This window comes from Nonomuraea deserti (genome assembly GCF_004348685.1).
Lineage (GTDB): Bacteria > Actinomycetota > Actinomycetes > Streptosporangiales > Streptosporangiaceae > Nonomuraea > Nonomuraea deserti.
The window spans coordinates 1-26,515 of the sequence record NZ_SMKO01000040.1; the positions used below are offsets into that span (position 1 = coordinate 1).

The 26,515-nt window shown below is 70.0% G+C and carries 32 protein-coding genes and 1 pseudogene; 9 read left to right on the plus strand and 24 right to left on the minus strand.

The window, feature by feature from the left end; genetic code table 11:
* Positions 1–41: 41 nt before the first annotated feature.
* From ligD to E1292_RS17290, 3 genes are read right to left on the minus strand one after another with little or no spacing between them, the layout of a single operon-like run.
* Positions 42–1,235 (minus strand): non-homologous end-joining DNA ligase, encoded by a 1,194-nt coding sequence (ligD, locus tag E1292_RS17280; protein ID WP_132596243.1) that lies wholly within the window; start codon positions 1,233–1,235, stop codon positions 42–44.
* A 39-nt stretch (positions 1,236–1,274) separates the two neighbouring features.
* On the minus strand, positions 1,275–2,573 hold the full coding sequence (locus E1292_RS17285) for a type II toxin-antitoxin system HipA family toxin (RefSeq protein ID WP_132596244.1): 1,299 nt from the start codon (positions 2,571–2,573) through the stop codon (positions 1,275–1,277).
* Positions 2,573–2,860 carry a helix-turn-helix domain-containing protein gene (locus E1292_RS17290; protein ID WP_165974597.1) on the minus strand — a complete coding sequence of 96 codons (288 nt, stop codon included), beginning with the start codon at positions 2,858–2,860 and terminating at the stop codon, positions 2,573–2,575. Before E1292_RS17290 ends, E1292_RS17285 begins: the two co-directional genes overlap by 1 nt.
* A gap of 197 nt (positions 2,861–3,057) precedes the next feature.
* On the opposite strand from E1292_RS17290, the gene E1292_RS17295 reads away from it, so the two are divergent.
* Together E1292_RS17295 and E1292_RS17300 are read left to right on the plus strand one after the other, a co-directional pair.
* Positions 3,058–3,477, plus strand: a complete 420-nt coding sequence (locus E1292_RS17295) for a RidA family protein (RefSeq protein ID WP_132596246.1) — start codon at positions 3,058–3,060, stop codon at positions 3,475–3,477.
* 78 nt (positions 3,478–3,555) lie between these two features.
* The gene (locus E1292_RS17300; protein WP_132596247.1) at positions 3,556–4,122 is read left to right on the plus strand and encodes a TOPRIM nucleotidyl transferase/hydrolase domain-containing protein; all 567 of its coding nucleotides are present in this window, start codon (positions 3,556–3,558) and stop codon (positions 4,120–4,122) included.
* A gap of 132 nt (positions 4,123–4,254) precedes the next feature.
* On the opposite strand, the gene E1292_RS17305 is transcribed toward E1292_RS17300, so the two are convergent.
* Complete coding sequence (locus tag E1292_RS17305) at positions 4,255–5,004, minus strand: crotonase/enoyl-CoA hydratase family protein (RefSeq protein WP_132596248.1); 750 nt, start codon at positions 5,002–5,004, stop codon at positions 4,255–4,257.
* Positions 5,005–5,184: 180 nt separating this feature from the next.
* Here E1292_RS17305 and E1292_RS17310 point away from each other — a divergent pair, with 180 nt between their 5' ends.
* The gene (locus tag E1292_RS17310) at positions 5,185–5,778 is read left to right on the plus strand and encodes a hypothetical protein (protein WP_132596249.1); all 594 of its coding nucleotides are present in this window, start codon (positions 5,185–5,187) and stop codon (positions 5,776–5,778) included.
* A gap of 99 nt (positions 5,779–5,877) precedes the next feature.
* Here E1292_RS17310 and E1292_RS17315 read toward each other — a convergent pair whose 3' ends face one another.
* Entirely contained in the window at positions 5,878–6,249 is a 372-nt protein-coding gene (locus E1292_RS17315; RefSeq protein WP_132596250.1) for a DUF5997 family protein, read from the minus strand.
* Between the two features lie 55 nt (positions 6,250–6,304).
* Here E1292_RS17315 and E1292_RS17320 point away from each other — a divergent pair, with 55 nt between their 5' ends.
* Positions 6,305–7,081 carry a LysR family transcriptional regulator substrate-binding protein gene (locus tag E1292_RS17320; protein WP_246090167.1) on the plus strand — a complete coding sequence of 259 codons (777 nt, stop codon included), beginning with the start codon at positions 6,305–6,307 and terminating at the stop codon, positions 7,079–7,081.
* Here the strand turns inward: E1292_RS17320 and E1292_RS17325 are convergent.
* Positions 6,965–7,738 (minus strand): hypothetical protein, encoded by a 774-nt coding sequence (locus tag E1292_RS17325; protein WP_132596251.1) that lies wholly within the window; start codon positions 7,736–7,738, stop codon positions 6,965–6,967. The genes E1292_RS17320 and E1292_RS17325 overlap by 117 nt on opposite strands.
* Positions 7,739–7,808: 70 nt before the next feature.
* On the opposite strand from E1292_RS17325, the gene E1292_RS17330 reads away from it, so the two are divergent.
* Positions 7,809–8,393 carry a TetR/AcrR family transcriptional regulator gene (locus E1292_RS17330; RefSeq protein WP_132596252.1) on the plus strand — a complete coding sequence of 195 codons (585 nt, stop codon included), beginning with the start codon at positions 7,809–7,811 and terminating at the stop codon, positions 8,391–8,393.
* Between the two features lie 153 nt (positions 8,394–8,546).
* Here the strand turns inward: E1292_RS17330 and E1292_RS17335 are convergent, their stop codons facing one another.
* Positions 8,547–10,214: an acyl-CoA dehydrogenase family protein gene (locus tag E1292_RS17335; protein WP_132596253.1), complete on the minus strand. Its 1,668-nt coding sequence runs from the start codon at positions 10,212–10,214 to the stop codon at positions 8,547–8,549.
* 30 nt (positions 10,215–10,244) lie between these two features.
* Here E1292_RS17335 and E1292_RS17340 point away from each other — a divergent pair, with 30 nt between their 5' ends.
* Both E1292_RS17340 and E1292_RS17345 read left to right on the plus strand, forming a co-directional pair.
* Positions 10,245–10,976 (plus strand): PaaX family transcriptional regulator C-terminal domain-containing protein, encoded by a 732-nt coding sequence (locus E1292_RS17340; RefSeq protein WP_132596254.1) that lies wholly within the window; start codon positions 10,245–10,247, stop codon positions 10,974–10,976.
* Between the two features lie 296 nt (positions 10,977–11,272).
* A complete protein-coding gene (locus E1292_RS17345) occupies positions 11,273–12,493 on the plus strand; it encodes a M23 family metallopeptidase (protein ID WP_165974598.1) in 1,221 nt (406 codons plus the stop codon).
* A 70-nt stretch (positions 12,494–12,563) separates the two neighbouring features.
* Here the strand turns inward: E1292_RS17345 and E1292_RS17350 are convergent, their stop codons facing one another.
* The 10 genes and pseudogenes from E1292_RS17350 to E1292_RS17390 all read right to left on the minus strand — a co-directional run bounded on the left by E1292_RS17350 (position 12,564) and on the right by E1292_RS17390 (position 19,738).
* Positions 12,564–13,577 carry a hypothetical protein gene (locus E1292_RS17350; RefSeq protein ID WP_132596256.1) on the minus strand — a complete coding sequence of 338 codons (1,014 nt, stop codon included), beginning with the start codon at positions 13,575–13,577 and terminating at the stop codon, positions 12,564–12,566.
* A 78-nt stretch (positions 13,578–13,655) separates the two neighbouring features.
* Positions 13,656–15,053, minus strand: a complete 1,398-nt coding sequence (locus E1292_RS17355; RefSeq protein ID WP_132596257.1) for a glutamate-cysteine ligase family protein — start codon at positions 15,051–15,053, stop codon at positions 13,656–13,658.
* Between the two features lie 35 nt (positions 15,054–15,088).
* A complete protein-coding gene (locus E1292_RS17360) occupies positions 15,089–15,445 on the minus strand; it encodes an SDR family NAD(P)-dependent oxidoreductase (RefSeq protein ID WP_132596258.1) in 357 nt (118 codons plus the stop codon).
* Positions 15,403–15,825, minus strand: coding sequence for a PLP-dependent transferase (locus E1292_RS17365; RefSeq protein ID WP_220446892.1), 423 nt, complete (start codon positions 15,823–15,825; stop codon positions 15,403–15,405). The genes E1292_RS17360 and E1292_RS17365 overlap by 43 nt, the downstream gene beginning before the upstream one ends.
* A 90-nt stretch (positions 15,826–15,915) precedes the next feature.
* The gene (locus tag E1292_RS55795) at positions 15,916–17,067 is read right to left on the minus strand and encodes a cysteine desulfurase family protein (protein ID WP_369334339.1); all 1,152 of its coding nucleotides are present in this window, start codon (positions 17,065–17,067) and stop codon (positions 15,916–15,918) included.
* Positions 17,022–17,471, minus strand: a complete 450-nt coding sequence (locus E1292_RS17375) for a rhodanese-like domain-containing protein (protein ID WP_246090170.1) — start codon at positions 17,469–17,471, stop codon at positions 17,022–17,024. The genes E1292_RS55795 and E1292_RS17375 overlap by 46 nt, the downstream gene beginning before the upstream one ends.
* A gap of 15 nt (positions 17,472–17,486) precedes the next feature.
* A pseudogene (locus E1292_RS55425) lies at positions 17,487–17,564 on the minus strand (ArsR family transcriptional regulator); the annotation flags it as partial.
* Positions 17,543–17,779: an FAD-dependent oxidoreductase gene (locus E1292_RS56120; RefSeq protein ID WP_220446894.1), complete on the minus strand. Its 237-nt coding sequence runs from the start codon at positions 17,777–17,779 to the stop codon at positions 17,543–17,545. The pseudogene E1292_RS55425 and the gene E1292_RS56120, both read right to left, overlap by 22 nt.
* Positions 17,776–19,086, minus strand: coding sequence for an erythromycin esterase family protein (locus E1292_RS17385; protein WP_132596260.1), 1,311 nt, complete (start codon positions 19,084–19,086; stop codon positions 17,776–17,778). The genes E1292_RS56120 and E1292_RS17385 overlap by 4 nt, the downstream gene beginning before the upstream one ends.
* A gap of 43 nt (positions 19,087–19,129) precedes the next feature.
* Positions 19,130–19,738 carry a CatB-related O-acetyltransferase gene (locus E1292_RS17390; RefSeq protein WP_181958244.1) on the minus strand — a complete coding sequence of 203 codons (609 nt, stop codon included), beginning with the start codon at positions 19,736–19,738 and terminating at the stop codon, positions 19,130–19,132.
* A gap of 157 nt (positions 19,739–19,895) precedes the next feature.
* Between E1292_RS17390 and E1292_RS17395 the strand changes: the two genes are divergently transcribed.
* Together E1292_RS17395 and E1292_RS17400 are read left to right on the plus strand one after the other, a co-directional pair.
* On the plus strand, positions 19,896–20,474 hold the full coding sequence (locus tag E1292_RS17395) for a TetR/AcrR family transcriptional regulator (protein ID WP_246090172.1): 579 nt from the start codon (positions 19,896–19,898) through the stop codon (positions 20,472–20,474).
* A 407-nt stretch (positions 20,475–20,881) separates the two neighbouring features.
* On the plus strand, positions 20,882–21,304 hold the full coding sequence (locus tag E1292_RS17400) for a hypothetical protein (RefSeq protein ID WP_181958240.1): 423 nt from the start codon (positions 20,882–20,884) through the stop codon (positions 21,302–21,304).
* A gap of 148 nt (positions 21,305–21,452) precedes the next feature.
* Here the strand turns inward: E1292_RS17400 and E1292_RS17405 are convergent, their stop codons facing one another.
* The 7 genes from E1292_RS17405 to E1292_RS17440 all read right to left on the minus strand — a co-directional run bounded on the left by E1292_RS17405 (position 21,453) and on the right by E1292_RS17440 (position 26,403).
* Positions 21,453–22,283, minus strand: a complete 831-nt coding sequence (locus tag E1292_RS17405; RefSeq protein ID WP_181958241.1) for a hypothetical protein — start codon at positions 22,281–22,283, stop codon at positions 21,453–21,455.
* Positions 22,284–22,307: 24 nt separating this feature from the next.
* Positions 22,308–22,625, minus strand: a complete 318-nt coding sequence (locus E1292_RS17410; RefSeq protein WP_246090173.1) for a hypothetical protein — start codon at positions 22,623–22,625, stop codon at positions 22,308–22,310.
* A gap of 190 nt (positions 22,626–22,815) precedes the next feature.
* Positions 22,816–23,154 (minus strand): hypothetical protein, encoded by a 339-nt coding sequence (locus tag E1292_RS17415; RefSeq protein WP_181958242.1) that lies wholly within the window; start codon positions 23,152–23,154, stop codon positions 22,816–22,818.
* Positions 23,155–23,394: 240 nt separating this feature from the next.
* Entirely contained in the window at positions 23,395–24,027 is a 633-nt protein-coding gene (locus E1292_RS17420) for a GNAT family N-acetyltransferase (protein ID WP_220446895.1), read from the minus strand.
* Between the two features lie 80 nt (positions 24,028–24,107).
* A complete protein-coding gene (locus E1292_RS17425) occupies positions 24,108–24,365 on the minus strand; it encodes a hypothetical protein (RefSeq protein WP_132596261.1) in 258 nt (85 codons plus the stop codon).
* Positions 24,366–24,449: 84 nt separating this feature from the next.
* Positions 24,450–25,931, minus strand: a complete 1,482-nt coding sequence (locus E1292_RS52715) for a hypothetical protein (RefSeq protein ID WP_220446896.1) — start codon at positions 25,929–25,931, stop codon at positions 24,450–24,452.
* Between the two features lie 112 nt (positions 25,932–26,043).
* On the minus strand, positions 26,044–26,403 hold the full coding sequence (locus tag E1292_RS17440) for a hypothetical protein (RefSeq protein ID WP_132596262.1): 360 nt from the start codon (positions 26,401–26,403) through the stop codon (positions 26,044–26,046).
* Positions 26,404–26,515 lie beyond the last annotated feature (112 nt).

Genomic DNA, 26,515 nt, shown 5'->3' on the forward strand with positions numbered 1-26,515 from the left:
CCCCCGCCTCGGACCCTCACCCCGAGCTTCGCCCCGAGCCCTCACCCCGGGCCCGAGCGCCACGGGTCGTAGTCGACCTCGAGCGGCTCCTGCTCGGGCCGCTCGTCCTCCGGCACGTGCTCCAGGTTGACCCGGATGCGATACCACACACTGCTGCGCCCCCGCATGCCGTCGACCAGCACGTCGGCGGGCTCCAGCCGGGCCGCGACCTCCGGATGGCGGGACCTCCACCGCTCCAGGCCCGCCATCGCCTCGTCCTTGTGCTCGGCCCTGGCGATCTCGATGACCGGCTTCGTCTGCTGCCGGCGCCCGCTGCCCTTGGGCGGCTTGGGCGCGGGCCCGAGCTCCTCGGCCAGCTCCAGCAGCCCGTCGAGCGAGCCCGCGTGCAGATCCATGTCCTCCCACGGGTCGCCGCGCTCTGCCAGCCGCTGCGGCACGGTGGCGACGGTGAACGCCTCGGGACGGCAGCCGGGAACCTCGTCCCACGTCAGCGGCGTGGACACGCGGGCGTCGGGCACGGCGCGCACGGAGTAGGCGGAGGCCACCGTGCGGTCGTAGGCGTTCTGGTTGAAGTCGACGAACACCCCGTGCCGCTCCTCCTTCCACCACCGGCTGGTGGCCAGGCCTGGAGCCCGCCGCTCGACCTCGCGGGCGACCGTCTCGGCCGCCTTGCGGACCTCGGCGAACGGCCGGCGCCGCTCGATCCGCGCGTACACGTGGAACCCCCGCGACCCGGACGTCTTGGGCCACCCGACCAGCCCGTGATCGGCCAGCACCTCGCGCGCCACCTGCGCGGTCGCCAGCACGTCGGCCCACTTCACCCCCGGCACGGGGTCGAGGTCGATGCGCAGCTCGTCGGGCCTGGACAGGTCGTCGGAGCGCACCGGATGCGGGTTGAGGTCGACGCACCCGAGATTGACCACCCACAGCAGCTGGGCCAGGTCGGTGCACACGACCTCTTCCGCGCTCAGGCCCGAACGGTATTTCAGCTCCGCCACCTCGATCCAGGCCGGCCGCTTCGCCGGGGCGCGCTTCTGGAAGAACGCCTCCTCCTCGATGCCGCGCACGAACCGCTTGAGCACCATCGGCCGCCCGTGCACGCCCCGCAGCGCCCCCTCGCCCACCGCCTGGTAGTAGCGGATCAGGTCGAGCTTGGTGAGACCGGACTGCGGGAAGACCACCTTGCCGGGGCTGGTGACGCGCACTTCGCGCCCGGCGACCTCGATGTCAGGCATACGGTCACGATACGTGCCGCCCCCGACATTCCCCGGCTGTCACCCCTGCGCGGCGGCGCGCGGCAGGCGCAGCAACTCAGCCACCCGCGCCGCCGCGGCATCCACCAGCGCTCCCGGCAGCGAACGACGCAAGTAACGCACCTCCGGAGTGGCCGCAACATCCGACAGCGCATCGGGCAACGCGCGAGCCAGCTCGTCGATCCTGCCCCAGACCTCGTCGCAGTCCAGGTCGAGCCGCTCGGCAAGCCGTCGCCAGGAACTCCATCCGATAGATTTCAGCCGATATTCACGCCCGATCTTCATCGCCAGCTTGATCTTGTGCGGGTTCATCACGTCGGGGTACGGCAGGGCGGAAGAGATGTCGTAGAGCGGGGCAAGCCGTACCTGACCGCCTGACAACAGCACCGAGTAGTTCTTGGCGTGTCCGTCGGTCCCGGCCAGCAGCCAGTTGAAGACGAGGGCGTCCACGAACGCGCGCACCGACTCCTGAGCCTCAATGGAGGGCTGCACCCGGCGGAACAGGGCGGCGACGTCTTCCGGGCCGGGTCCTCCCTCGCTCTGGTATTTCTGCACGGGATGGATGCCGAGGGACTGGCACAGGTCCTCCTGGTGCACCCGGGCCCACACGTCATCCACACGGGCCCTGTCGTATCGCTCGACGACCACGGCGGTCTGGTCACCGAATGTGCGGATCTCGGTCCGGGCGGCCGTCAACCCCACGGCGCGGGCGGCGGCGAGGCAGAGGTGTTCGTTGACGTCCTGGTCGATGAGATCCGGGATGGCCGGCTTGATGATGTGCGTCGTGGGGATCCGTCCCCAGGTCCGGCCCCACTTTCCGCCCTCACGCAGCAGGGCCACTTTGGCCTGCACTCCGGCGAGACTGAACTGCCCTTCTTCATGGCCGGGATGCCACGCGGCGGAATCGTGGTGTAGACCGCGTACGACCTGCGCGATCGCGTCGTCATCCAGCCATTCGACACCGCCTGCGTCGAGAACCCGCTCATAGTCGTTCAAGGGGACGAACTGCACCGCACCCGCGCAGTCCATCCCCACATGGCGCAGGAGCGCGACCGGGTTGGCGGCGGACACCCCGAACTCACGCGCCCACCTGGACAGGACGGCGGGATTCTCCGGCAGAAGCCCCCAGAGGAACGCTGCCACCTCGGGCCCTTCATGCGACTCCACGTCGGGGGTCAGTGACAGCGAAAGCGGAGTGGCCCTGGGCAACCATCCCCGCACCGCCATGTCATAGGAGAACCGGATCCGTCCCATGGCGTCCTGCGTCAACTCGCCGACGCAGACGCCGTTCAGCAGGACCATCAGCGTACGGTCAGGCATCAGGGGTTCCTCCGTACGGCGGCGAGCACTTCGTCCAGGTCGATGGGGCGATGGGGAAGCACCACAGGCGCCGGCTCGGCAGGGTCGCTTATCTCGATGGTGAGCCCCAGCGCGCGCAGCGTCCGCATGACCAGGCCGACCTCCAACGTGCTACGGCCGGCCTCCAGCCGGACGATCCACTGCCGACTCACTCCGACCTGGTCGGCGAGCGCCTGCTGAGTCCGGGCCAGTGCACGCCGCCGCCAGCGTACGAGCCGGCCAAGATCCGCCGGCGTTCTCGCGTACATGGGCACTCCAGACTTGTCATCGTTCGGCGACATCAGCTTACATGTCGCCGTACGGCGACTCACGCTTCCCGCCTTCCCAGCCTGGCGATCCCGGTTCCCAGCACACCGCCAAGGACCCTCATGCACACATCTCACCGGCCAGCACGCAACGCGCTAACGTGGTCGAACGCATACAAATGGGATGAAAGGACGATGTCATGGTTCGGCGCTGGAGCCCGCCCGAGGTCGGGGCGCCCCTGGCGAAATACCACCATCTGGCCGCGGCACCCGCGGACTCCGAGCTGCTCTTCATCGCCGGGCAGGTCGGCACGGACGCGACCGGGGCCCTCGTGGGGGACGACGCGGCGGCCCAGGCGCGCCAGATCTTCGCCAACATCGAGACGCTGCTCGCCTCGGCCGGCTCGGGGCCGGAACACCTCCTCCGCCTCTTCACCATGGTGGCGGGCACGGAGCACCTGGCAGGCTTCCGCTCGACGCTCGACGAGGTGTTCGCCGCCTGGTTCCCGGGCGGCGACTGGCCCGCCAACTCGCTGATCGTGGCCGCCGCGCTCGCCGCGCCGGAGATCGTGGTCGAGGTGGAGGCGGTGGCGGTGGTGCCCGCACGCCCGGCCGGCTGACGCGCCTTTACAAAGTAGATCACTTGCGGCGGAGATAAAGGAGTCGAACGTCTCCGGTCCGGGTGCCAGGCTGGCCTCGTGAGTGACACGCAGACCGTGGTCCTGGTCGAGGGACTCAGCGACAAGTCGGCCGTCGAAGCGCTGGCCGAGCGCCGTGGCCTGGATCTGGCGGCCGAAGGCATCTCCCTCGTGGCGATGGGCGGCGCCACGAACATCAGGACGTACATCGGCAGGTTCGGCCCCCATGGAAGCAACCTCCGGCTGGCCGGGCTGTGCGACGCCGGCGAGGAAGGCGACTTCCGGAGAGGCCTCGAGCGCGCAGGCCTCGGATCCATCCTCGACCGGAGCGATCTGGAGGCACTCGGGTTCTTCGTGTGCGTCGCCGACCTGGAGGACGAGCTGATCCGCGCCCTCGGCACCGACGCCGTCGAGCACGTCGTCGACGCCGAGGGCGAGCTCGGCTCGTTCCGTACGCTGCAGAAGCAGCCCGCATGGCGCGGGGGCAGCACGCACGACCAGCTGCGGCGGTTCATGGGATCGGGCAGCGGCCGCAAGATCCGCTATTCCGGCCTGCTCGTCGAGGCCCTCGACCTCGATCGTGTCCCCCGGCCACTGGACATGCTGCTGACCCACCTGGCGGGCTAGGCCCAGGGCGGCCGCGCCGTCGGCAGCCTGAGGCGGTGACGCCGCACGTGGCAATCGGAGGCGGTCGTGCTGCCGAGATCGCCGGACGAACACTCAGAGGCCGTGATACCGCCAGCGCCGACCGTGGGAGGGTCAGGGTTCGTCGAAGGCGCCGTGCCGTCCCGCGCCGGCGGCGAAGCGGGCCGCGCCCGCCGCCGCGTCCGGCAGCGACACCAGCCCGTGCCGCACCTCGTTCCGCATCGCCTCCTCCTCCGCCAGCCCCTCCCGCTCCAGCGCCGACAACCGGTCGCCGCGCAGGCACGCCTGCGGGAACCGGGCGATATCCCGCGCCAGCTCCTCCGCGTGCCGCCGCGCGGTCCCGTCCGGTACGAGCCGGTTGGCCAGCCCCCACGCGTACGCTTCCCGCCCCTCCACCGGCCGCCCGGTGAGGATCATGTCCATCGCCCGCGACGCCCCGATGAGCCGCGGCAAGCGCACCGTGCCACCGTCGACGAGCGGCACACCCCACCGGCGGCAGAACACCCCGAACACCGCCCCCTCCTCGACCACCCGCAGGTCGCACCAGAGAGCCAGCTCCAGCCCGCCCGCCACCGCGTGCCCGGCGACGGCGGCGATGACCGGCTTCGTCAGGCGCATCCGCGTCGGCCCCATCGGGCCGTCGCCCTCCTCGCCGACACGGTTGTCCAGCGCCTTGAGATCCGCCCCGGCACAGAACGTGCCGCCCTCCCCCCACAACACCGCCACGGCCGCGTCGGACCCCTCGAAGTCACGGAACGCCCCGGCCAGCGCGCCGGCCGTCTCACGGTCGACCGCGTTACGCGCCTGCGGCCTGCTGAGCACCACGGTGGTGACCGGTCCCTCACGCTCCACGCGTACCGTCATGCGAGCCTCCTTCGCGAACCCGCCGAGCGTACGCCCATGCCCGGCCCTGGACCAGCGACTGGAGTCCTGGGCGGTGCCGGCCACAACCGTCGGACCCAGGTGTTGGATAGGTCCCGCGCCGTATTCAGCACGGTGCCACGCGCCCTCGGCCCCGACGCGGACTCTCGCCGTGTGCGGGCGTTGCGTAACTTGCGTGACTACAAGGTCGCCTCGGGCGGCGATCCTCTCCGCGGCAATCCGGCCAGCCCCTTCACCATCATCGCCGAGTCGCTGCGCTTGGGCGACTTCACCTCCGACGAGATCGCCGGGCTCTACGACCAGCACACCCAGGCGACCGGCCAGGAGTTCACCAAAGACCCGCGCGAGCACGGCGAGATGCTCATCCGGCAGGAGGGCTACCACGAGGCCGCCCGCCAGATCATCCTCATGGCCTTCGTGCACCGGCTGGTGAACGGCGGAGGCCATCTCGACCGGGAGTACGCCGCGGGCACCAAGCGCCTGGACGTGCTGGTCAGCTGGCCCTACACCGGCCCGGACGGCGAGCGGCTGATGCGGCGGGAGGCGATGGAGCTGAAGGTCTGGCGGTCGAGCGGTGACGACCCGTTGCCCGAGGGTCTCTCCCAGCTCGACCGGTATCTGGACCGGCTCAGCCTCCCCACCGGCGTGCTGGTGATCTTCGACCGTCGCCCGGAGGCTCCACCGTGGAAGGAACGCGGTGGTTGCGAGCAGGCGACCACACCGTCCGGCCGCCATGTCACCGTTCTACGCGTGTGACCGTTGCCGCTGACGGATTCCTCGGTGACCGGGCGGGCGCGTCACGTCGTCGACACGGCCCCGCACGAGCTTCATCGGCACGGGCGCCGCGCCGGCGGTCTAGCTCTCTTTGAGGCGCCGCGCTTCCTTGCGGACCTCGGCCTGGATGGAGCGCTCTTGCTCCAGCCACTCGGGGTTCTCCGCCTTCAGCGCGTCGATCTCCGCGGTGGTGAGCGGCTCGGTGATCCCGGCTCGGATCAGGCCGGAGATGGAGACTCCGAGTCTCGCGGCGACGACCTGCTTGGGGTGCGGGCCGTTGCGGCGCAGGTCGGCGAGCCAGGCGGGCGGGGCCGCCTGCATCGCGTTCAGCTCGCTCCTGGAGACGACGCCTTCCTGGAACTCGGCGGGTGTGGCCGAGAGGAGGATGCCCAGCTTCTTGGCCGCGGTCGCGGGCTTCATCGTCTGGGTCGTCTTGGATTTGAGCGAGGTCATGGAGTCCAGGGTAGTCAGTACGGAGCGGTCCCTCTGACGTCGCTACCCTGGCGGAGTGACTCACGAGGAGACCGGCGACGTCTTTCGGCTGGCGTACGCGCCCGGGGTGACGCCCGCGAAATGGGCGGGCATCTGGGCCGAGAGGCTGCCCGGCGTGCAGCTGAGCCTGATCTCGGTTCCCGCAGCCGACGTGGTGGAGGTGCTGCGCGGCGGAGGCGCCGACGCCGGGTTCGTCCGGTTGCCGGTCGATCGGGACGGGCTCAGCGTGATTCCCCTCTACGTGGAGACCACGGTGGTCGTGGTGCCGAAGGACCACGCGGTGACCGCGGCCGACGAGGTGACCGTCGCCGATCTGGCCGACGATGAGGTGTTCCATCCGCTGGACGACGTCCTCGAATGGACGGCCCGTCCCGGGCTGCCCGCGTTCGAGCGCCCGCCCACGACGGCCGACGCGATCCGGCTCGTCGCTGCCGGGACGGGGCTCGTCCTGCTCCCCCAGTCGCTGGCACGCCTGCACCACCGTAAGGACCTCACCTTCCGGCCGGTGACGGACGCGCCGCAGTCGCAGGTGGCGCTGGCCTGGCCCACGGACCGGACGACCGATCAGGTGGAGGACTTCATCGGCATCGTACGCGGCCGCACGGCGAACAGTTCGCGCGGCCGCACCCCCGCGACACCGCCGGAGAAGCCGACCGAGAGGTCGGCGCAACAGCCGTCACAGCGGCAGGCTCGCAAGCCTCAGGGCGGATCCGGCCGCAGGTCGGCGCCATCCAGTCGCGGCCGAAGCGGCAAGGGCGGCACAGGCGGCAAGAAGGGTCGCCGGTCCCGCTGACCCGAAGCGCCGCACCGCTGGGACGTCACGGCACGCGCCGGCCGTCCTGCGGTCGACCGCGCTCATCCATCGGGCGTCGGAGACCGCGCCCCGCCGCTGCCCGGCGCGCCTCGCGTGGCCCGCCATCGATCGAACGATCTCCTCGAACCGCCGGGCTTCACCCGGATCGAGCCTGATGGGGTCGCCCTTCTTGTACGCGGTGAGCCGTCCGGCGGGGGGATCGTCGATGAGGGCGGCGAGCGGAGGCACGGCTTCGGCCGCGGACTGGGCGAACAGCGCCGACGCCGCGCGGACGATGCCTCGTACCGGCTGTCTGAGGCCGGTCGCCACGAACACCGGGTTGTAGAGCACGTACCGTGTCCGCTCGGAGGCGTAGGCGGCGCCGAGAAGCGCGCTGGCCCTGGCGCCCTGCATGATGGCGGTCAAAGGTCGATACCTGGTGGTCAGCTGGAGATCGTCCCAATGGATCCGGCCGGTCCCGGTGCCGCACAGATTGACGATCACCGGTCTGCGGGCCCGTTCCAGCGAGGTGCGCAGGGCCACCGCCAGGACCCAGCGGCTTCGCACGTAGAGGGCGAAGGTCGCCTCGAAACCCTCCTCGGTCTCGATCCTCCTCGGGTGGTATCTGAAGGCGCCGAGCACCAGAGCGTCGATCACCGGGTGTTCCGCGCTGACTTGAGTATCTCCTCAAGTTGAATATAGCCTCAACTTAGCTAGGCTGGCGGGCATGCGCAAGGACGCCGTACACAACCGCGAGCGACTCTTGGAGGCTGCCCGGAGGTTGTTCGCCGACCGAGGGCTCGACGTACCGCTGGAAGAGATCGCCCGGACGGCCGGGGTGAGCATCGGGACGCTCTACAACCGCTTCGCCACCCGGAAGGACCTCGTGGAGGCGGTCTTCGAAGACCGGGCGGCCACGGTCGCCGCGATCGCCGAACGGGCCCTGACCGCGGACGACCCCTGGGAAGGCTTCGTCGCGTTCCTCACCGGCGTCTGCGAGTTGCAGGCGGCCGACCTCGGCTACAACGACCTCGCCGCACGAGACGGCAAGGGAATCGAGCCGATGCTGCGCATCATCGACCGGGCCCAGAAATCCGGGGCTCTGCGCGGCGACGTGACGCTCGCCGACATGACCTTCGTGATCTGGGGCGTGGCGGCGACCGTACGGGCCACGGTCAGGACCGCGCCCGGAGCCTGGCGGCGGCACCTCGCCCTGACCCTCGACGGTCTGCGCTCGACCGCCGCCCACGAGCTGCCCGTTCCCCCGATGTCGATCTCCGAGGCGCGGGCCGCGATGGACGAGTGCCGCTAGTCCAGACCCACGCCTCCAGCAGGGCGGGGACGCCTGCTCCTTGAGCTCGAGCGGGCACGATCCCGGCCAGGCGCCCTCCTGCGGAACAGCTCCCTCAGGCGCGGGTGCTCATCGAGATGGATCGGTACTTCGTGCTGCACGCGCCCCGGCGATTTACCACGTGACGGTTCCCGTGACGAGATCGTCGAAGTGGCCCGGGTCCTCGGCCGGGCGGTCGATGCCGCGCAGCGGGCCCCGTTCGGACAGGTGCGCCTCGGCGTACGAGCGGGCCACGAGCGCCTTGCGGCCGTCGTCGAGTCCCCAGCGGGCCTGGTCCTCCAGCAGCGCGGCGGCGTAGACGTCGGCCATGAACTGCGCCAGCGGGTAGAGCCGTTCCTCCGCCACCTCGCGGTCCAGCGCGTGCCAGGTCTCGATGGCCTTGGCCAGGTCGTCGATGCGGGCGCCGACCAGGCCGGAGGTGGCCAGGGAGCGCAGCCGGTCGAGGAAGGGCAGGTGCGCCTGCTCCTTGAGCATGGCCCGCCGCACGTCGAGGCAGAGGATGTTGTCGCCGCCCTCCCAGATCGGGTTGACCTGCGCGTCGCGCAGCAGCCGGGCCACCGGCCACTGCTCGATGTAGCCGTTGCCGCCGTGCACCTCGATCGCGTCGCCGGCGGCGGTGACGCCGAGCCGGGCGGCGCGCAGCTTGACCAGGGCAGGGACGAGGCGGAGCCGAGGGCTGACGTGCGCGTCGAACACCATCGCCTGCACCGCCTCGACCTCGACGATCAACTCGGCCAGCTTGCGGCGCATCAGCGGCTGCTCGATGAGCGGCCGCCCGAACGCCTCGCGCGCCCTGGCGTAGCAGATCGACTCGACCAGTGCCCGCCTGGCCACGCCGAGGCCCATCATGGCCACGCCGAGCCTGGAGGCGTTGGTGAGCTTCATCATGGTGCCGATCCCGGATCCGGCGCCCGGCCCTGAACCGGCCAGCAGGAACGCCTCCGCCGCGGTGAACTCGACCTCGGCCGAGGCGACGGATCTCGTGCCGAGCTTGTCCTTCAGCCGGCGGATCCGCACGCCGTTGCGCGTGCCGTCGCGCCGCTCCCACAACACGAGGAAGGGCGCCACGTCACCCTCCGGGAGCCGGGCGAGCACGACGAAGGCGGAGCCGTTGGCGTTGGAGGCGAACCACTTGAGCCCGGACAGGCTCCACGCGTCGCCGGATGGGGCGGCGGCGGCTTCCAGTGCGGCCAGGTCGGAGCCACCCGTCCGTTCGGTGAACATCTGAGCGGCCTCGCCGGAGTAGAAGCCGTTGGCGAAGATCTCCCGCACCCGTTCGCGTACGTCCTCGGGCGCGTGCTTCTCCGCCAGGGAGACCACCATGTCGCCGCCCGTGCCGAGCGCGCAGCCCATCCCGATGTCCGCCTGGTCGAGCAGGTACGTCCACGCCGCGGCGAGCGCGGACGGATCGGCCCCATGCGCCCGCGCCTCCTCGGCGAACGACGGCGCGGTGAAGTTGTTCTCCATGAGCGCCTGCCTGGCCGTCAGGAACGACGGCGGCATGACGACCTCGCTGACGTCCCTGCCCCACTTGTCGTACTTCTCCAGCCGCGGCGGGTTGCGGTCGGTCTCCTCGGCGCACTCGGCGACGAGCCCGCCCATCAGCGCCCCGAGCCGGTCGAGGTGCGGCTCCGCCCAGGCGTAGCCGTCGCCCAGGTGCCGCCGCATGAGCAGGCGGAGCGTGGGGTCGCAGGCCCACCAGTTGCGCCCGGCGGCGCCCTGGTAGCGCTCGGTGGCGTAGCGGTCGCTGCCGTCGAACGGCTCGCTGAGATAGCGCCTCATACCCGGAGTGTTACATATACTCGACACGCGATGGAAGAGCGTAACACCCTGAGTGCCAGGTCGGCCGTGCTGAGCGCGTTGCTGGGCAGCCACCCGCCGCGCCTGCCGGCCCGCCACCTGGTGCGCATCGGCGGGCTGTTCGGCATCGCCGAGGGCACGGTGCGGGTGGCCCTGTCCCGCATGGTCGCGGCCGGTGACCTGGTTCAGGAGGACGGCTTCTACACGCTGTCGGAGCGGCTGGTCGAGCGCCAGGCCAGGCAGGACGAGAGCCGCGATCCGCACACCAGGCCGTGGGACGGCACGTGGGAGGTGGCCGTGGTCACCGCCGAGCGGCGCGCGCCCGCCGACCGGGCCGCTTTCCGGCACACGATGACCGCGCTGCGCCTGGCCGAGCTGCGCGAGGGCGCCTGGCTACGGCCGGCCAACCTGGTGCGCGGCGCGTGGCCGGAGATCGTCACCGCCCAGTGCACGCTGATCGACGGCCGCCCGCACGACGACCCCACTCCCCTGCTGTGGGACCTGGACGGCTGGGCGGCCGAGGCCCGCCGGCTGGAGCGCGCGCTGGACCGCGCCTCTGACCACGCGGACGGCCTGGCCGAAGGGTTCGTCGTGTCGGCCGCGGTGCTGCGCCACCTGCTCGCCGATCCGCTGCTGCCCGACGAGCTGCTGCCGCCCGGCTGGCCGGGCGCGCAGCTGCGGGTCCGCTACGACGCCTTCGACCGCCGCTATCGCGAGGTGCTGCACCGGCATCTGAGCGGCTGACCCCGCCCGCCCGACACCGACGCGGCCGAATTCGAGCGACATACCGCCGCTATACCGCCGCTATTTACGGTCGATTCCGCACAAATTCCTCGAAGCGAGCGGAGGCGGAGTCACCCGAACACGAACGCCATTTCAACGGTGAAGCAATCACCGTCCGGACACCGCGGCGGTCTCGCACAGCGATTCCGCCCGGCCAGAACCCCTGGATGAATCACATGGCCTCATCATTCTTACGTGGTGCCGTCACCACGGCACTCATTGCCGCTCTCGGCGTCTGCGGCACGGCGAGTCCCGCGATGGCCGTGCCCGACCTCCAGCTCCCCTTCCCCTGCGGGCAGAAGTGGCAGCTGAACACCTGGGCGCACGCCCCCGCACTCGACATGGTGAAGGAGCCCGACCAGCACGGCACCGAAGGCGCCACCCTCATCGCCCCGGCCGCTGGGACGGTGAACCAGTCCTATTACCACGACAACGCCGGCAACATGATCCAGATCGATCACGGCGGCGGCTATTTCACCACGTACATCCACCTGCAGTCCCGTGCCGTCTCGGACGGGGACAGAGTGCAGAAGGGAACGGTGATCGGCAAGGTCGGCAAAACCGGCCCGACCTCCAACGGACACCCGCACCTGCACTTCGAGCTCGGCAAGGACTCCAACGGCGACGGATCGGCATCATGGGGTTACGCGGGCTCCGAACGGGTCAGACCGGCCTTCGACGGCGTCACCTACGGCCAGGCCAACGGCCGGGAGTGGAACAACGTCGAGAGCCACAACTGCACCGAGGCCTCCCCCGAGGGCATGGCCTCGGTGTACGGGGTTATGGCGGACGGGCGGCTGTCCTACACCGCGATCGACGCGGCCACCGGCCGGCGCACCCGCGGCGCGGTGCTCTCCACCGCCACCCTCGGTTTCACCCCCAAGGCCATGGCCACCCTCAACTTCAACACGCTGCTCGTCACCGACAGCGCCCCCGGTGGCAAGCTCTACCGCGTCGACATCCGCACCAACCGCGACGCCCTCGTCTTCGAACCACCCGTCTATCTCGGCAGCGGCTACACCCACGAACTCCTCACCTATGACGGCAGAAGCCACCTCTTCGGCATCGCCGACGGAACCCTCCGCCGCTACACCATCACCGCCGCCAAACCCACCCTGACCGACATCACCGACAACACCCTCATCGGACAGGGCTTCACCCTCAAGACCCTCACCGCCACCGGACCTGACTGGATCCTCGGCACCACCGCCCAAGGGTTGCTCATCTCCTACCAGATCCGCGGCACCGGCTCCTGGGAACGCCACCAGCTCCGCGACGCCACCTGGCAGGGCTTCGACCACCTCCTGTCCCCCGGCGGCGGCGTCTACTACGGCCACCACCACGACCACTCCATGCACAGCTACATCGACGCCGATCCCTACGACGGCCGCGACGACGACCTCGGCAAACAAGGCACCGTCGACACCGGAGGCTGGAGCCAGACCCTCCTGTCCGCCCAGCCCGCCACCGTGACCTGAGACCACGACGGACAGAGGGTGCGGTCGCCGAAGCCGGCCCTCTGTCCGTCGCGCCTGAGCCGCCGGGGGCTCAGAGATCCACCCCGAAGATCACCCGCTTGTTCCTGTACTCGGTGACGCTCCACAGCTTGCCGTCCTGCACGGTCAGGTCCTCGGGCCCGATCGGGAACGGCCTGGTCCGCGTCGTGTCGCCGGCGTGGACGAGCAGCTTGCCGTTGGCGGTGGAGCCGGCCGACTGGCTCAGGTACCACGTGCCGCCCGACGACAGAGCCCCCTGGATCTTGGGGTGACCCATCACGAAGGCGTCCTGGGGCTCGCCGCCCGCCATGTCCAGGGTCCAGCGCGCGACCCAGCCGCCGGGGTCGTCCCCACGGAACTCGCCCGTGATCAGCAGCGGGCTGGCGCCGCTGCGGTCGACCGACACGAACGAGAACCGCGGCCCCGCCGTGGCGACCTGCCACAGGTCGGTCTGCGGGATCAGGTAGCGGTAGCCGAAGGCGTGGAACCTGCCGTCGTGCCGCCCGACCCGCTCGGGGTCACCCAGGTCGTTCTGGGCGGTGCGCAGGTCGAGGAGGTTGCGCAGGTCGAAGACCCGCAGGCCCCTGACGGTGTCGGCCACGTAGAGCAGGTCGCCGTGGCAGGCGATGCCGCCCGCGTGGATGTCGATCGGCCCGTACGAGCCGTCGGGCTTGGCCGTGACCAGCAGCGCGTGCCGGTACTTCAGCGTCTGCGGGCTCAGGAAACTCACCCTGATGCCCCGCTCGCCGGCCTCCGGCCGGAAATACCAGCTCACCACGAACACCGGCACCCCGATGGTGCCGGAGTCCGCCCCGCCGGTGAGGCCCTGCGGGTACCAGTCGGCGCTGCCCTGGTCGCCGTCGTCGAAGGCGTACCACTCGGCCGGTCTCGGCTGCATCGACCCCAGCGCGCCCGCCGCGCCCTTGCGCACGGCGGTCCTGTTGGCCTGGGCCAGCACCGCGCCCACAGCGGTGCTGCCGATCTCTCCCGCCAGCTTGGCCGCCCCTTCGGGCAGGTCGCCGGTCGCCCGCGACAAGGCATAAGGGGCCTTATCGGTGGGAACCATCCCCTTTGCCGCCATATCTCCCTCACTTTCCCGTCCCTTGACTGGGTTTGACGGAGCAGGCAGGGCAGAAGGTTGCGCTCAATCCCACAAATGCACGGGCAATCCCGAAAGTGCCAGCTCACGGTAGCGGCGCACGAGCCGCTCCCGGTCGCCGCCGAAGCCCGCGAGCGCCTCGCGCTGCCACACCGAGCCCGTACGCCGCAGCCGGGTCCGCTGCGCGATGACGCCCAGCGCGCGGTCGGCGTCGTGCGCCGCCACCCCGGCCGCGAGCAGCCCTTCCCGCGCCTCGGGCAGCAGCGAGAGCACCAGCTCCCCCGCCTCGAACTCGGCGTCGCTGCCCGGCCACGACAGCTTGGCGTCCAGCCCGTGCATGGCCGCGCGGTAGAAGTTCTGGTACGCCTGCGCGAAGCGGTAGCCGGTCAGGTCGCGCTCGGCCTGCGACAACGTCAGGCCCAGGAGGAAGGCCGTGTTCGCGGCCATGTCCGCACAGGACGGTCCCGCGGGCAGCGCGCGCATCTCGATCCGCAGGTGGCCGCTGTCGGCCGGGTCATAGACGGGCCGGTTCCACTGCCAGATCGTGCCCTGGTGCAGCCGCAGCTCGGGCACCTCGTGCGGGCGCGGGCTCTCGGTGAGGTCGGGCACGATCGGCTCGTAGTCGCGCACGTACCGCTCGAACAGCTCGTGCGCGCCCTCGTGCACCCAGTCCGAGCCGAACGTGACCCGCCCGTCCCTGCGCCCGAGCCGCGCCACGTCCCGGTCGTCCGCGGCCTCCTCCATCAGCGCGATGCGGGTCTCCTCCCACAGCTCCCGCCCCAGGAAGAACGGCGAGTTGCCGCAGACGGCCAGCACCGGGCCGATGGCGAGCTGGGCGGCGTTGAACAGCCGGGCGAACCGCTCGGGCGGCGTGCGGATGTGCACCTGCCACGAGGTGTTGGCGGCCTCGAGGATCACGTCCTCCACCGACAGCTCCAGGTCCTCGATCTTGACGAGGAACGGTTCCAGCCGCAGCCGGCGAAAGCCCCTGCTCATGGCCCGGTAGCGGTTCTGGTCGCTCATCGCGCCCACCGTGAAGTCGTCGGCGCTGAGAGTGGGCAGGATGCCGATGGGCAGGGCGCCGCCGCCCTCGACGGCGCCGTCCACCTTGCTGATCGTCTCCTGGACCTCGGCGCTCAGCGTCTCGAACGGCGTGCCCGCCAGCGGCGTGGGGGTGAGGTTCACCTCGAGGTTGAAGCGGCCGAGCTCCAGCACGACGCGCTCGTCGCCGAGCGCCTCGCGCACCTGGCTGTTGCGCGGCAGCGGCCTGCCCCGCTCGTCGATGAGGAAAAGCTCGAGCTCCGCCCCGATCGTGGCGGGGCCCTGACCGAAGCCGGGGGTGGCCAGCAGCTCGCGGAGCACGCCCAGCTGCTCCTGGAGGCGTTCACCGAAGCGGACGTACTCCGCTTCGGAGAAGCGCTCCTTATCCAGATCTCGTCCCATCACCCCTAACTGTCCCCGTCGACATGGTTGACACCTCACCAAGGGAGGAAGCCGTCGTCCTGCTGGTAGGAGCCGGTGGGGCCGTCGGCGCCGAGGGTCGCGAGCCGTACGGCGATCGCCGCGCCCTGTTCCGAGGTGCGGTGGCCGGTGTGCCCGTTGAGGTCGGTGGCGCAGTAACCGGGGTTGGCGAGGTTCACCTTGATCGGGGTCTCCATCAGCTTCTTGGCGTAGGTCAGGGTGACCATGTTGAGGGCGCTCTTGGAGAAGTTGTAGGGCGGAAAGGTGTCGGCGTAGACCGGGCTGTCCGGGTCGCTCGCCATGGACAACGAGCCGAGCTCGCTCGTCATGTTCACGATCCGGCCGGCCTCCGACCTGCGCAACAGCGGCAGCATCGCGTCTCGTCGGCGCGCAGGAAGGTGGTGGTGATGCCGAGTTGCGGCAGGTTGGCGCCGAGCAGTTCGAAGGTGCCGCCGTAGACGTCGCCCAGGCACACGATGTGCTCGCCGGTGCGGGCGTGGGCCAGGAAGGTCGCGGCTTCGGCGGCCATGCCGGAGGAGAAGGCCAGCGCCTGGTACCCGCCTTCCAGGTCGGCGAGCTTGTCCTCCAGGGAGCGGATGGTGGGGTTAAGGCCGTAGCGGGTGTGGAGGTTGCCGCTCTTGCGGCCTTCGACGACGTCGAGCAGGTCCGCGGTGGAGGGGAAGGCGAAGGTGGAGTGCGCGTACAGCGGGGTGTGGATGGCGCCTTCGCCGTCGCGGTGTTCGCCGGCGTGCACGCTGCGTGTGGCCAGGCCTTGCTCGTGGGTGCCCGAGCGATGACGCCCGGCGCGGCGGCATCAGCCGCGCTGGTCTCAACCGCGGAACTCTCAAGGGTGGTCTCGGAGGTGTTCTCGGCTGGTGTGTGGTCGGTCATGCCTCTCCTGCGGGGTGGGGTTCACACTGGACGGGGCAGGCGTGCTCAGGCAGCGGCTTTGATCAGGGCAGTCGCGGCCGTCTCGATGTCGGTCTCGGTGCTCCAACGGCCCAGGGACAGCCGTACCGCGGCCATGGCGCGTTCGGGGTCCAGGCCCATAGCGGTCAGCACCGGGGAGGGGGTGTGGGTGCCGCTGTGGCAGGCCGATCCGGTGGAGGCCGCGAGCTGCGGGGTGGCGGCAAGGAGGTCGTGGCCGGCCAGGTCGGCGGCGGTGCCGAGCGCGGCGGCCAGGACGGCGTTCTCGGTGCCGGCGCGCAGGCCGCGCTCCTGGCCGCCGCCGTAGACGACCGGCTCCAGGATGACGCCGTCGCGGACGTACAGGGCGGCGATGCCTTTTGGGCGCGTACATCTTGTGCCCGACCACGGTGAGCAGGTCCACGCCGGGCGCCTCGACGTCCACGCCGATCTTGCCGACGGCCTGGGCGTCGCAGTGCAGCAGGGCACCATGCTCGTGCGCAAGGGCGGCCAGCTCGGCGATCGGCTGCAGGGCGCCGGTCTCGTTGTTGGCGGCTATCACCGACACCAGGACCGTATCCTCATCCAGCCCGGCGGCCAGCGCGGCCGGGTCCACCAGCCCGTCGCCATCGACCGGCAGCACCGTCACCCGGGCGCCGTACAGGCGCTCCAGCGCCTGACAGGTTTCCAGGATGGCCGGGTGCTCGGTGACCTGAGTGATCACGTGCGGGCGGGGGCGGCCAGCGGCCAGGACCGCGCCGCGCAGGGCGAGCAGATCGGCCTCCGAACCGGAGGCGGTGAAGACGATCTCGCCCGGACGGGCGCCGATCAGGGCGGCAACCTGCTCGCGCGCGTGCCCCAGTGCCGCACGGGGCCGCTCACCATAGCGGTGGCCGCTGGACGGGTTGCCGAACAGGCCACCCAGGTGCGCCGCCATCTGCTCGGCCACGCGCGGGTCGACCGGGGTGGTGGCGTTGTAGTCGAGGTAGACCGGCCCGTCGACCAGCCCCGGATGCGGCAAGGCATGCGGGGCCGGGTGGGCGGTCATGCCGGCGCTCCGGCCTCGACAGGCAGCTCCGACAACCGCCATTCCAGCATGCCGTCGCTGAGCCGGATCGCCCGGCGGCCGGAGTCGTTCAGCAGCCGGACCGCGTCGTAGGCGAGCACGCAGTACTCGCCGCGGCAGTAGACGAGGATCTTGGCGTCGGCGGGCAGCTCGCTGATCCGCTCGGCCAGCTCAGTGACCGGGATGGACACGGCGCCGGGGATGTGGCCGGCCAGGTATTCCTCCACCGGCCGCGCGTCCAGCACCACCACCTCGCCCGCCTGGGCGCGCTCGCGCAGTTCCTCCCGGGTGACCTCGTCCACGCCGTCGTCGCCGAGGTAGGCCTGGCGTGCCGGGAGGACCGCGGCCTGGTGGGTCTCGGCGACCTTGCGCAGCAGCGCGAACAGCTGGGCGACGTCCTCTCCGGCGAGCCGGTAGTGGATGCGCACGCCGTCGCGGCGGGTGGCGACGAAGCCGGCCTGCTTGAGGGTCTGCAGGTGGGCCGAGGCGGTGGTGAGGTTCAGCCCGGCGGCCTTGGCCAGGGCCTCGACGGTGCGTTCTCCCTGGGCGAGCAGGTCGAGCCTTCAAAGCGCGGCTGCCGATCCGCCGAAATTCTCAAAAGTGGACATCTGGGGATGTCGCGGCGCTGCGGCTTGCGCTCCAGCACCAGCGGCCATACGCCGGCCAGCCGCAGCTCGGCGGCCAGCATGAGGCCGACAGGGCCGGCCCCTACGGTGATCACGTCGGTTTGGGTCACGGGGTTTGTCCTTCTTCGAGGTCGCGGGTCACGGTGGAGGCCGGGGTGTGCAGGATGCCGTCGAAGGCGTCCAGGACGGGGGTGTGCAGAAAGGTGCTCTGCAGCCGGATGCGGTCGGGGCCGGTATCCGCGCCGATATCTGCGCCGCCGACCTGTGTGCGTGCCGGGCGGAGGCCGGCGATGCTGAGCCCGAGGCCGGCGCCGGCGAAGGCGGCTTCGACGCTGCCCGGCTCGGGCGGCTCCAGCGCGGTGTCCTCGATGCGGAAACCGAAGCGCGCCTCCTCGTCGCGGACCATTTCGCCGGTGTGCCCGCCGGTGCTGGTCATGCCGAGGGCGAAGTACGCGTCGCCGAGCGCGCTGTGCAGGTGCTGCCCCATCGGGAAGCCGGTGAGGTGGCCGTTGAAGGAGATGGGTGCTTTCTGGATGTGGGCGTTGTGGGCGGCCAGCACGACGCGGGTGCCGGGCTCGGAGCGCTCCAGATGCCACAGGACCGACTCGGCCATGTAGACGTCTCTGGCCGAGGTGTCGGCGGTCAGCCCGTTGCCGGCGAACAGGCCGGCCATGGCACGGAAGCCGTAGTCGGCCTGGCAGGCGCCTTCGAGGCGGCGCAGGGCGATGTCGTAGCCGTGACGATCACCGCGCGAGACGTACAGCGGCTCGACGGCGCGGAACCGGATGAGCAGGCGCGTCAGGGCGGCCGTGAGGGCGTCCTGGTCGGCGGCGGGCAGGCGGGCCCACGCGGGCGCGGCCGCGGCGGCGGAGGTTCCGGCGAACGATGCGGCGATCCGCGTCGCCGTCTCGATGGACGATAGGGCTTCGGGGTCGATCCTGCGCAGGTAGTCGGCGACCGGGGCCAGGGCGGGCAGCAGGGACCCGCCGGCCGCCGGGATGTCGATCCCGGCGAAACGCACCGGTCGCGAGGCTGTGGCGTTGTGTCGGCGGATCCAGCGCAGCGGGTCGTCGACGCCCACGGGGATCGCCTCGGCGAGGTGGCCCGTCAGGTCGTCGTCCGTGCCCTCGCCCTGGGCCCAGGCGTCGATGGGGAAGCCTTCGCTGAAGCCGTACTCGAAGGCCAGGACGGTGAAGCCGCAGCGTTCGACCAGGAACCGCAGGAGGCGCCGGCGCAGGCGGACGAACTCGTCGATGAAGTGGGAGTGCTCGCCGATCGCGACGACGCGCGCGTCGCCGATGAGATCGCGCAGCGGCTCCAGGTCATCCAGCGGCGCCTCGGGGTCGAGGTGGGTGAGCGGGGCGGCGTGGCCGCCCAGCCAGCCGGCGAACGGGCCGGGCTGGGTGGAAGCAGGCATGCAAATGGCTCGATTCTGGTGCTGGAAGGTGAACGGATGGGTATCACACCTGCGTGGCCGCCACCTTCTCCAGGTCGCCGACGCTGCCGGACATGATCGTGCGGGCGTGTTCGGTGATGAGCTGGAGCGGCCAGTCCCACCAGGCCACGGCCAGGAGACGGTCGATGTCGGCGTCGCTGTGGCGGCGGCGGATGAGCTTGGCCGGGTTGCCGCCGACGATGCCGTAGTCGGGCACGTCGTCGACGACGACGGAGCCGGAGGCGATGATCGCTCCGTGGCCGATGCGGACGCCGGGCATCACCATCGCCCGGTAGCCGGTCCAGACGTCGTTGCCCACTACGGTGTCGCCCCGTCCGGGCAGGCCGGTGATGAGGTCGAAGTGCTCGGCCCAGGAAGCGCCCATGATCGGGAAAGGGAACGTCGAGGGGCCGTCCATGCGATGGTTGGCGCCGTTCATGATGAACCGCACACCCTCGCCCAGCGCGCAGAACCTGCCGATGACCAGCTTCTCCGGCCCGTAGTGGTACAGCACGTTGCGGGTCTCGAAGGCGGTCGGATCGTCCGGGTCGTCGTAGTAGGAGAAGTCTCCGACCTCGATCAGCGGCGAGGTGACCAGCGGTTTCAGCAGCACCACCCGCGGCTGGTCAGGCATGGGGTGCACCACGGCGGGGTCGGCGGGAACGGGGATCACGAATTGGCTCTTTCCAGGAGATGCTTAATAGTACGGAACGTTCCGTACCAATAGGAATGTTGTCGTGTACGGTTACCGATGTCAAGTACGGAACGTGCCGTACCGATAAGGTGGACGCATGACCCGCACACCCCACCGTCGCGGCGCCGACCGGACCGAGGCCATCATGCGGACCACGCTGGAGCTCGGCCAGGAGATCGGCTACGCCAACCTCAGCATGGAGGCGGTCGCGGCCCGCGCCGGCGCCAGCAAGCAGACCATCTACCGCCGCTGGTCCTCCAAGGGAGCCCTGCTGCTCGACTCCCTGCTGTCGCTGAACGAGCCCCTGGACTATCCCGACACCGGTGACCTCGCCGCCGACCTGCGCACGCAGATCCACGCGGCCGTGGACCTGCTGGGCGCCCCGCCCTACGGTCCCCTCTTTTACGCTTTGGTCGGCGAGGCGCAGCACGATCGCCGGGTCGCCGCGTCGCTCAACGAGCGTTTCATCGCCCCGCAGCAGGACAAGACCGTCGCCCGACTGCGGGCGGCCCGCGACCAGGGCCAGCTGTCGCCCGGCTTCGACCTCGATCTGGCGATGGCCATCCTGTCCGGCCCGCTGTACTTCCGGCTGCTGATCACCCAGGAGCCGCTGACCCACGAGTACGTCGACCGCGTCCTCGACGCGCTCTTGGCCGGGATGATGCCTCGCCCGTGAGCAGGCTCGGTCACGCGACCATCGGGTGCACGCCGTCCGCGGCCCAGTACTCCGGCCCGGTCGTCGCGGCGAACCTTGTGCCTGGCGGCATGTAAGTATTCGTGGAGGAGTGCGCCGAGACGGTCTCGTCGGCGTATGTGCAGATTGACGATTCTCGCCGAATCGGGTTGTCAGGGGTTCCGGCTGGTCAGCGGGCTGATGTTCAGTAAGGCAAGTTAGGCGGGGCGCTCCCGGTCGCGGACGAGACGGCCTTCAACGTCTTCTCCGCACTGACGGGGACGCTGACCACCCACCACTGGTATCGATTGACCGGGGTTTGCGGGACACCCGACGACACCAGCCGCATCAGAGCCTTCAGTGGCGATGGACCGAGTCACAACGGCTCGCTGACGCCACTGGCCGATTGGTTGCTGCTCAAGGCCCGCTACCTGGCGGCTGGGGACACGTTCGGGAGCGGAGGGCCCACAGGCAAGGTGCGCTACGACAACCTCAAGCCCGCGGTGGCCCGGGTGCTGGGTTTCTCCCGGGCCCGGGTGGAGTCGGAGCGGTGGGTGGCCTTCCGCAGCTGGGCCGGGATCGATGCCTTCTACTGCCGGCCTGGGTTGGTCGGCGCGCACAAGAAGGGCGGAGTGGAGGGCCAGATCGGCTGGTTCCGTCGCAACCACCTGGTGCCCGTCCCCGATGTCGCCTCGATCAGCGAGCTCAACACGCTGATCGACCAGTGGGACGTCAAAGACGAGCAGCGCCGGATCCGGATGCGCACCCAGACCATCGGCGAGCGCTTCGCCCACGAGCGAACCCTGAGTTTCACCGTGTTGTGCCCCAGGTAGGGGGCTGAACCGTGCAGTTGGTCGCCGGTGGGTTGCCAGCTGAGAAGGGGACTTGATGGCCGACCGTCCTCGCTGAAGTGCACCATCTTGCCCCTGTTGAGGAGGGTGCTGACTTTGGTGCCATCGGCATAGCGCACGCCGGGGCGCATCATTGTGGCCGGCGAAGGCTCGGGGTGGAGGGCAGTGGGGTGGCGCCGAGGTCGGTGCAGTGTGTGATCGTCGCATCGTCAGCCGCCACCGCATGGCGCGCTTCCGCCTGCCGGACACGATGGATGATTTCGGCAGGTCCGCTCGACGCCAGGACGGCCATGACCTCTGGCCAATCGGCGAGCTGGAACTGGTCCACGATGCGGCTGGCTCCATTGCTGAGCAGAACGGCGCCGGTCAGTTCGGAGATCGGGCAGCTTCCGGTGATCGCCTCGTCTGCCGCCTGCGGATCGTCCTTGGCCAGCCAGAACCCGCCTGGCTGGTTGCGGTTGGCGCGCAAGTCTCGCAGGAGTCGGTGGTACTCGTCGCTACCCTTGGCGGCGGCCTCGATCGCGGGCTGGTACGACCGGCTGATGATCACCTCCCGGGGATCGGAGACGACGAACGGCGCATCATCCGCTCTGTCGAGCGCGAGGACCGAGTCACCGAGCACCAGGTATTCGAGGAGGCCGTCCGACAGGCGCAGGATGGCTACGGTCGCCGACGGGCTGATGGGGTTGGCGACGTCGCACGTGTCACGATGATCGTTGGTCACCTGCTCGATGGCCTCGGCGAGCAGCGCAGAAACACTGCGGTCCTGCACGAGCGACAAAAGGCCGAGGAGCCTGCCTCCCAGGCGATTGGCATACCAGGCCACGCCGTGCCGACAGATCGATTCGGTGCCGGGGATGCCGGCGCCGTCAATCAGCACCGCTGCCGTCGGTCCGGCGCAGGTGAAGTCCTCGTTCGCGCGGTCAGTCCGTTTCGGAGCGCTCGTCATCGTCACCCGCATGTCCTGCCGCCGCCTTCCTTCCGATCAAGGCGTCGACCATACAACCGTCGACCCACTTGGAGCACACTTCTGCCGCCGCGCAGACGCGATGAGCCCACAGTCTGGCCCCTGATCAGTCTCCGGATTCGCCGCGAGCGGAGTGCCGACCGCGATGAAGTGCAGGTCCGCGAAGTCGGCGGCCTCGGCCATGTCGGTGGTGAAACGCAGCCGGCCCGTCGCGGTGTGGGCCGCGAGCAGCTCGGCGAAGCCCTTCTCGTAGAAGGGGGCGACACCGATGGCCATCCGCTTGCACTTCTCGGGGTCGAGTTCGACGCCGATCACCTCGTGGCCGAGTTCGGCCATCGCGGCGCGTGAGGGGCGCCGAGGTGACCGCAGCCGATCACGGATACGCGCATCATGATCCTGTTCGTTGGATTGGGCCTGTTAGGGCGCACTGTCGGTGCGACCCAGCAAGCTATCCCGAACGAGGGCCGGGGCGGGGCCCTTCAGGACGTCGCGTCGATCTTGATGTTGAGCATGCCGCACAGCCGCATCAGCGCGGGGATAGCAGCGTCGCGGACGACGACGTCGCCGTCGCGGGCTCCTCGATCGGGTACTCCTCGAACACGCCGTTCTGCACGAGCCCTTCCGGGTCCACGTAGAAGATGCGCATGCCGCGCTCGCGGGCGCGGGCCTGGACCGTGCGCCGGTCGGCGTGCAGCCCGATCACCAGCAGCGCCTTGGCCTCGTCCAGCAGCGCCGCCTTCAGCGCCTGGTGGGCGAGGGTCGGCTCGGCGGTGAAGCAGGCCGCGAACATGCGCACCAGGTCGGCTGCCTTGCCGGTCGCGTCCAGCAGCATCTCCTGCACCAGCGTGTCCGCCTCCGGGCTCATGGTGAAGGCGTGCGACTGGGTCCATCGTTATCTAGGCTTGTCAAGCGAACCTGCAGGTCAGCCGCTTGAAGGCATGTCAGGCACGTCAGGCAAGTAGACCCCAGCATGCCGAGCATGGCCCAGGCCGGCGCGAAGGTATTCGAGCATGTGGGGAAGCGGTTGATCAGAGGGTGGGTTCAGCATTCTCGACGATCTTGGGTCTGTGAGTGCCGTAGTAGTGACCTCCTGAGAGGGTCGGCATCAGGAGGATCGCTCGTCGCCTCTGATGCGGGCGTGCAGGTGCATGTCGTGCCGGCCGTCGGAGTGGACGGCGTCGCTGCGCTTGGTGCCCTCCAGGAGGAAACCGCATTTGACGGCGACCCGGCAGGAGGCGTGGTTGCGGGTCGAGTGGTCCAGATGCAGACGGTGGAAACCAGCCTCGCCCAGTGCCCAGACGCTCAAGGCCGTCAGTGCGCGGGAGGCCACCCCTGCTCGGCGGGCGTGCGGGAGCACCCAGTATGCGCATCCCGCGACACCGTCATCGAGATTCACTGAGCCCATGGCGATGCGCCCCAGCACTTCACCGCCGCCGTGGGTCACCGCCCAGCTCGCGCCCGTCTCCTGCGCCCAGGCCTGGCGATACTGCTCGAACCACTCACGGACCTGATCTTCAGACGCGGGTTGACGAGTGTGCCAATGCCGGATTTCGAGGTCCTGGTAAGCGGCGAGGAAGACTGCGGCGTCAGAAGGCTCCCAGGGTCGCAAGAGCAGGCCGCCGGGGGCGGAAAGCGTCGGTTGCGGGCTGGCGGCGAGGGTTCCAGCGGGGATGGCCGGCGGCGTCGAAAGAGTTGATCTCACGCCGTATCCTCTTCCGGCGGCGATGATCTGTGTCAAGTTGCTGCAGGCTCGTGAAAGGCGCGGGTGCGCGGGCGGCTGGGCCTCGCTCACACGATGATCCCAGACGCCCACTGCCCTCAGGTCAGGAGGCCCAGGGTTTCGGGCGTTTCCCAGGCTGTCAGCTGCCGCTCGGGGTCGGTTTCCTCCTGCGCGCACTGGTTGATCAGTTCGGCGAGGGCTTGCCGGTCCTGCTCGGGGAGGTCCTGCAGAAGGGCGATCACCGGCTCCAGCACCTCCATCGTGGCCTCGGGCGCGATGGCGTCGTCGTCGCTGAGGTCGAGCCTGATGACGATCTCCGTGAGGGCCTTGGCAAGGGTGCGTTCGAGCGCGGTCATGAGAGGCTCCTCACTGGTCGTTGAGGGGCGGCGGGCCTGGTCAGCCTGCAGTCGACTCGGTGAACCGGGCTTCCAGCTCGGCGATCACCTGGGCCAGCAGGCCGGTGTTCTCGCGCCGGACCACCTGCGGGCCGACCTTGTCGAGCCCGGCGACCTTGGTGATGCACTCGTCGGCGGCTTGGGCCATCGTGGCGAACTCCGTGCGGGCGATGGAGCGGGGGTTGCCGGCCTCGAAGGTGGTGCGCGGTGCATGTCCTTGACCGATGTCATCGCCGCTCGTGCGGCGGACATCGCGTCGCGGGCGCTGAACCCATCGCCGTTGCCGCGGCGCATGTAGCGGGTGACAAAGACCCGCCGCCGGGCCGGGCCGGCCGAGGGCATGAACCTTTCCAGGCGGTCGCCCCGGTTGGCCGCGATCTCGCGGACGACGCGGACGGCCCGCCGCAGCCGGTGACCGTTGGGCATCCCGACGCCGGCGGCGATGTCGGCGTAGCTGAGCTCGCGCCCGTGGTTGCTGCGCAGCCAGATCATCACATCAGCGACGTCGGGCTCGGCCTGCGTCCAGCCCATCGCGTCACGCCGTGACGTCTGCCGCTGGCTCACAGCAGCTTGCCGTTCTCGTCCAGGAACTTCGCCAGCGCGGCGTCGTCCAGGGCCGAGCCGGTGGCGATGTCGCGGACGGCGGTGATGGCCGCCTCGGCGCCGTCGCAGAGCTCGGCGATGGCCTGGGCGCGGTCGGCGGTGAAGCGGATCTGCTGCTTTTTGCAGCAGCGACAGCGCCCGCGAGGCGGCCATGCGGATCTCGGCGGCCATGGCGTTGAAGACGTCCATGGACGCCTCGGCCTCGGATCCGTCGCGGGCCGCTCGGGCCTGGGCGGCGAAGGCCTCCCGCTCGGTGCGTCGGGCGTCGTATTCGCTCTGCCGCTGCCTGGTGACCTCGGCGGCCGCGGCGCGGTCGGCCGCATCGGCGGCGGCCTGGCGGGCCTCGAACTCCTCCAGGGCCTCTCGCGCCGCCGCCCGGGTCGCCTCATCGGCCAGCAGAGCGGTCTTGACCGCCGTCGGATGGCCGATGACGTCACTGATGGCCGAGGGACGGGTCCCGGCCTTGGCCGCCTCCCGCTCGATCGCCTCGCGCCGCTCGGCCGAGATGGGCCTGGCCTCCCAGCTGCGGTAGTAGCCGTTCTTGCCGAAGAACGGATACTGCTCGACGTCGGGAAGCTCGACATCCGCGCCCGGCTTCAGGTCCATGGCATGCGGGACGATGCCGTCGGCGGCCAGCCGGTTCCAGGCCTCCCAAAGAGCCATGACGCGCTTGGCGCTGGTGCCGGTCCGGCGGGCGAACTCCCGGGCGCTGATGCGCCGGAAGGTGTTTCGGCCGAAACGCCTGGACTGATGTTCGAGCCGGACCCCGTCGCCGTCGCCTGGCGCGACCCGTCTGGCCACCAGGTAGGCCAGCATCCACGGGCCTTTGCGCTCCAGGGTGGCGAACTGGGCGATGTCCGCGCCACCACGGTAGAGCGACACAATCGTGGTGTTCTCCCAGCGGACGGCGCTCTTGCCGGCCATGGTGACGGTCGTGCCCGTTCCCCGCCACGTTGCATGCGGTCCTTGGCTCCTGATCGCGCCCTGACCCGTTACCGCGCCAACGGTCGGCGATCCACATCGCTCACCCGGTTGCTCAAGGGCAGGGTGTGATGTTGGGTTTGGCGGTTTTGCGGCGTGGAAACTCTAGATCCGATCCGTCGGATTCGAAAATCGTTATCCCGACGGTCAATGCGACCTCAGCAGGTTCAGCATTCAGGTGGAGCGGGAGCCCGTAGCGCAAGTGCGTATAGCCATGGTTGGTGTCTTCGGTGACCTCGATCGTCCAGCCGAACTCATCGTCCCAAGCCAGCAACGTTGATTCGGCGCCCGGGCAGCTGAGGAATACTTTTGTGGCGCCGCTCTGGATGGTCTTGATGCCCAGCGTTGTCAGGTCGTCAACAACGGCCTCGAAATAGCCCACAGGATGTGTACGGTCCGGCCTGTGCTTGCTCATCTGCGTTCTCTCTCTCGACCTCAGGAGAACGATGCTCCCACTCCACCTCTAGGATGAGAAACGACCGGCAAGCTGTCGAGGATTGCTCGACACCTTCTTACTGGAGGGGAGC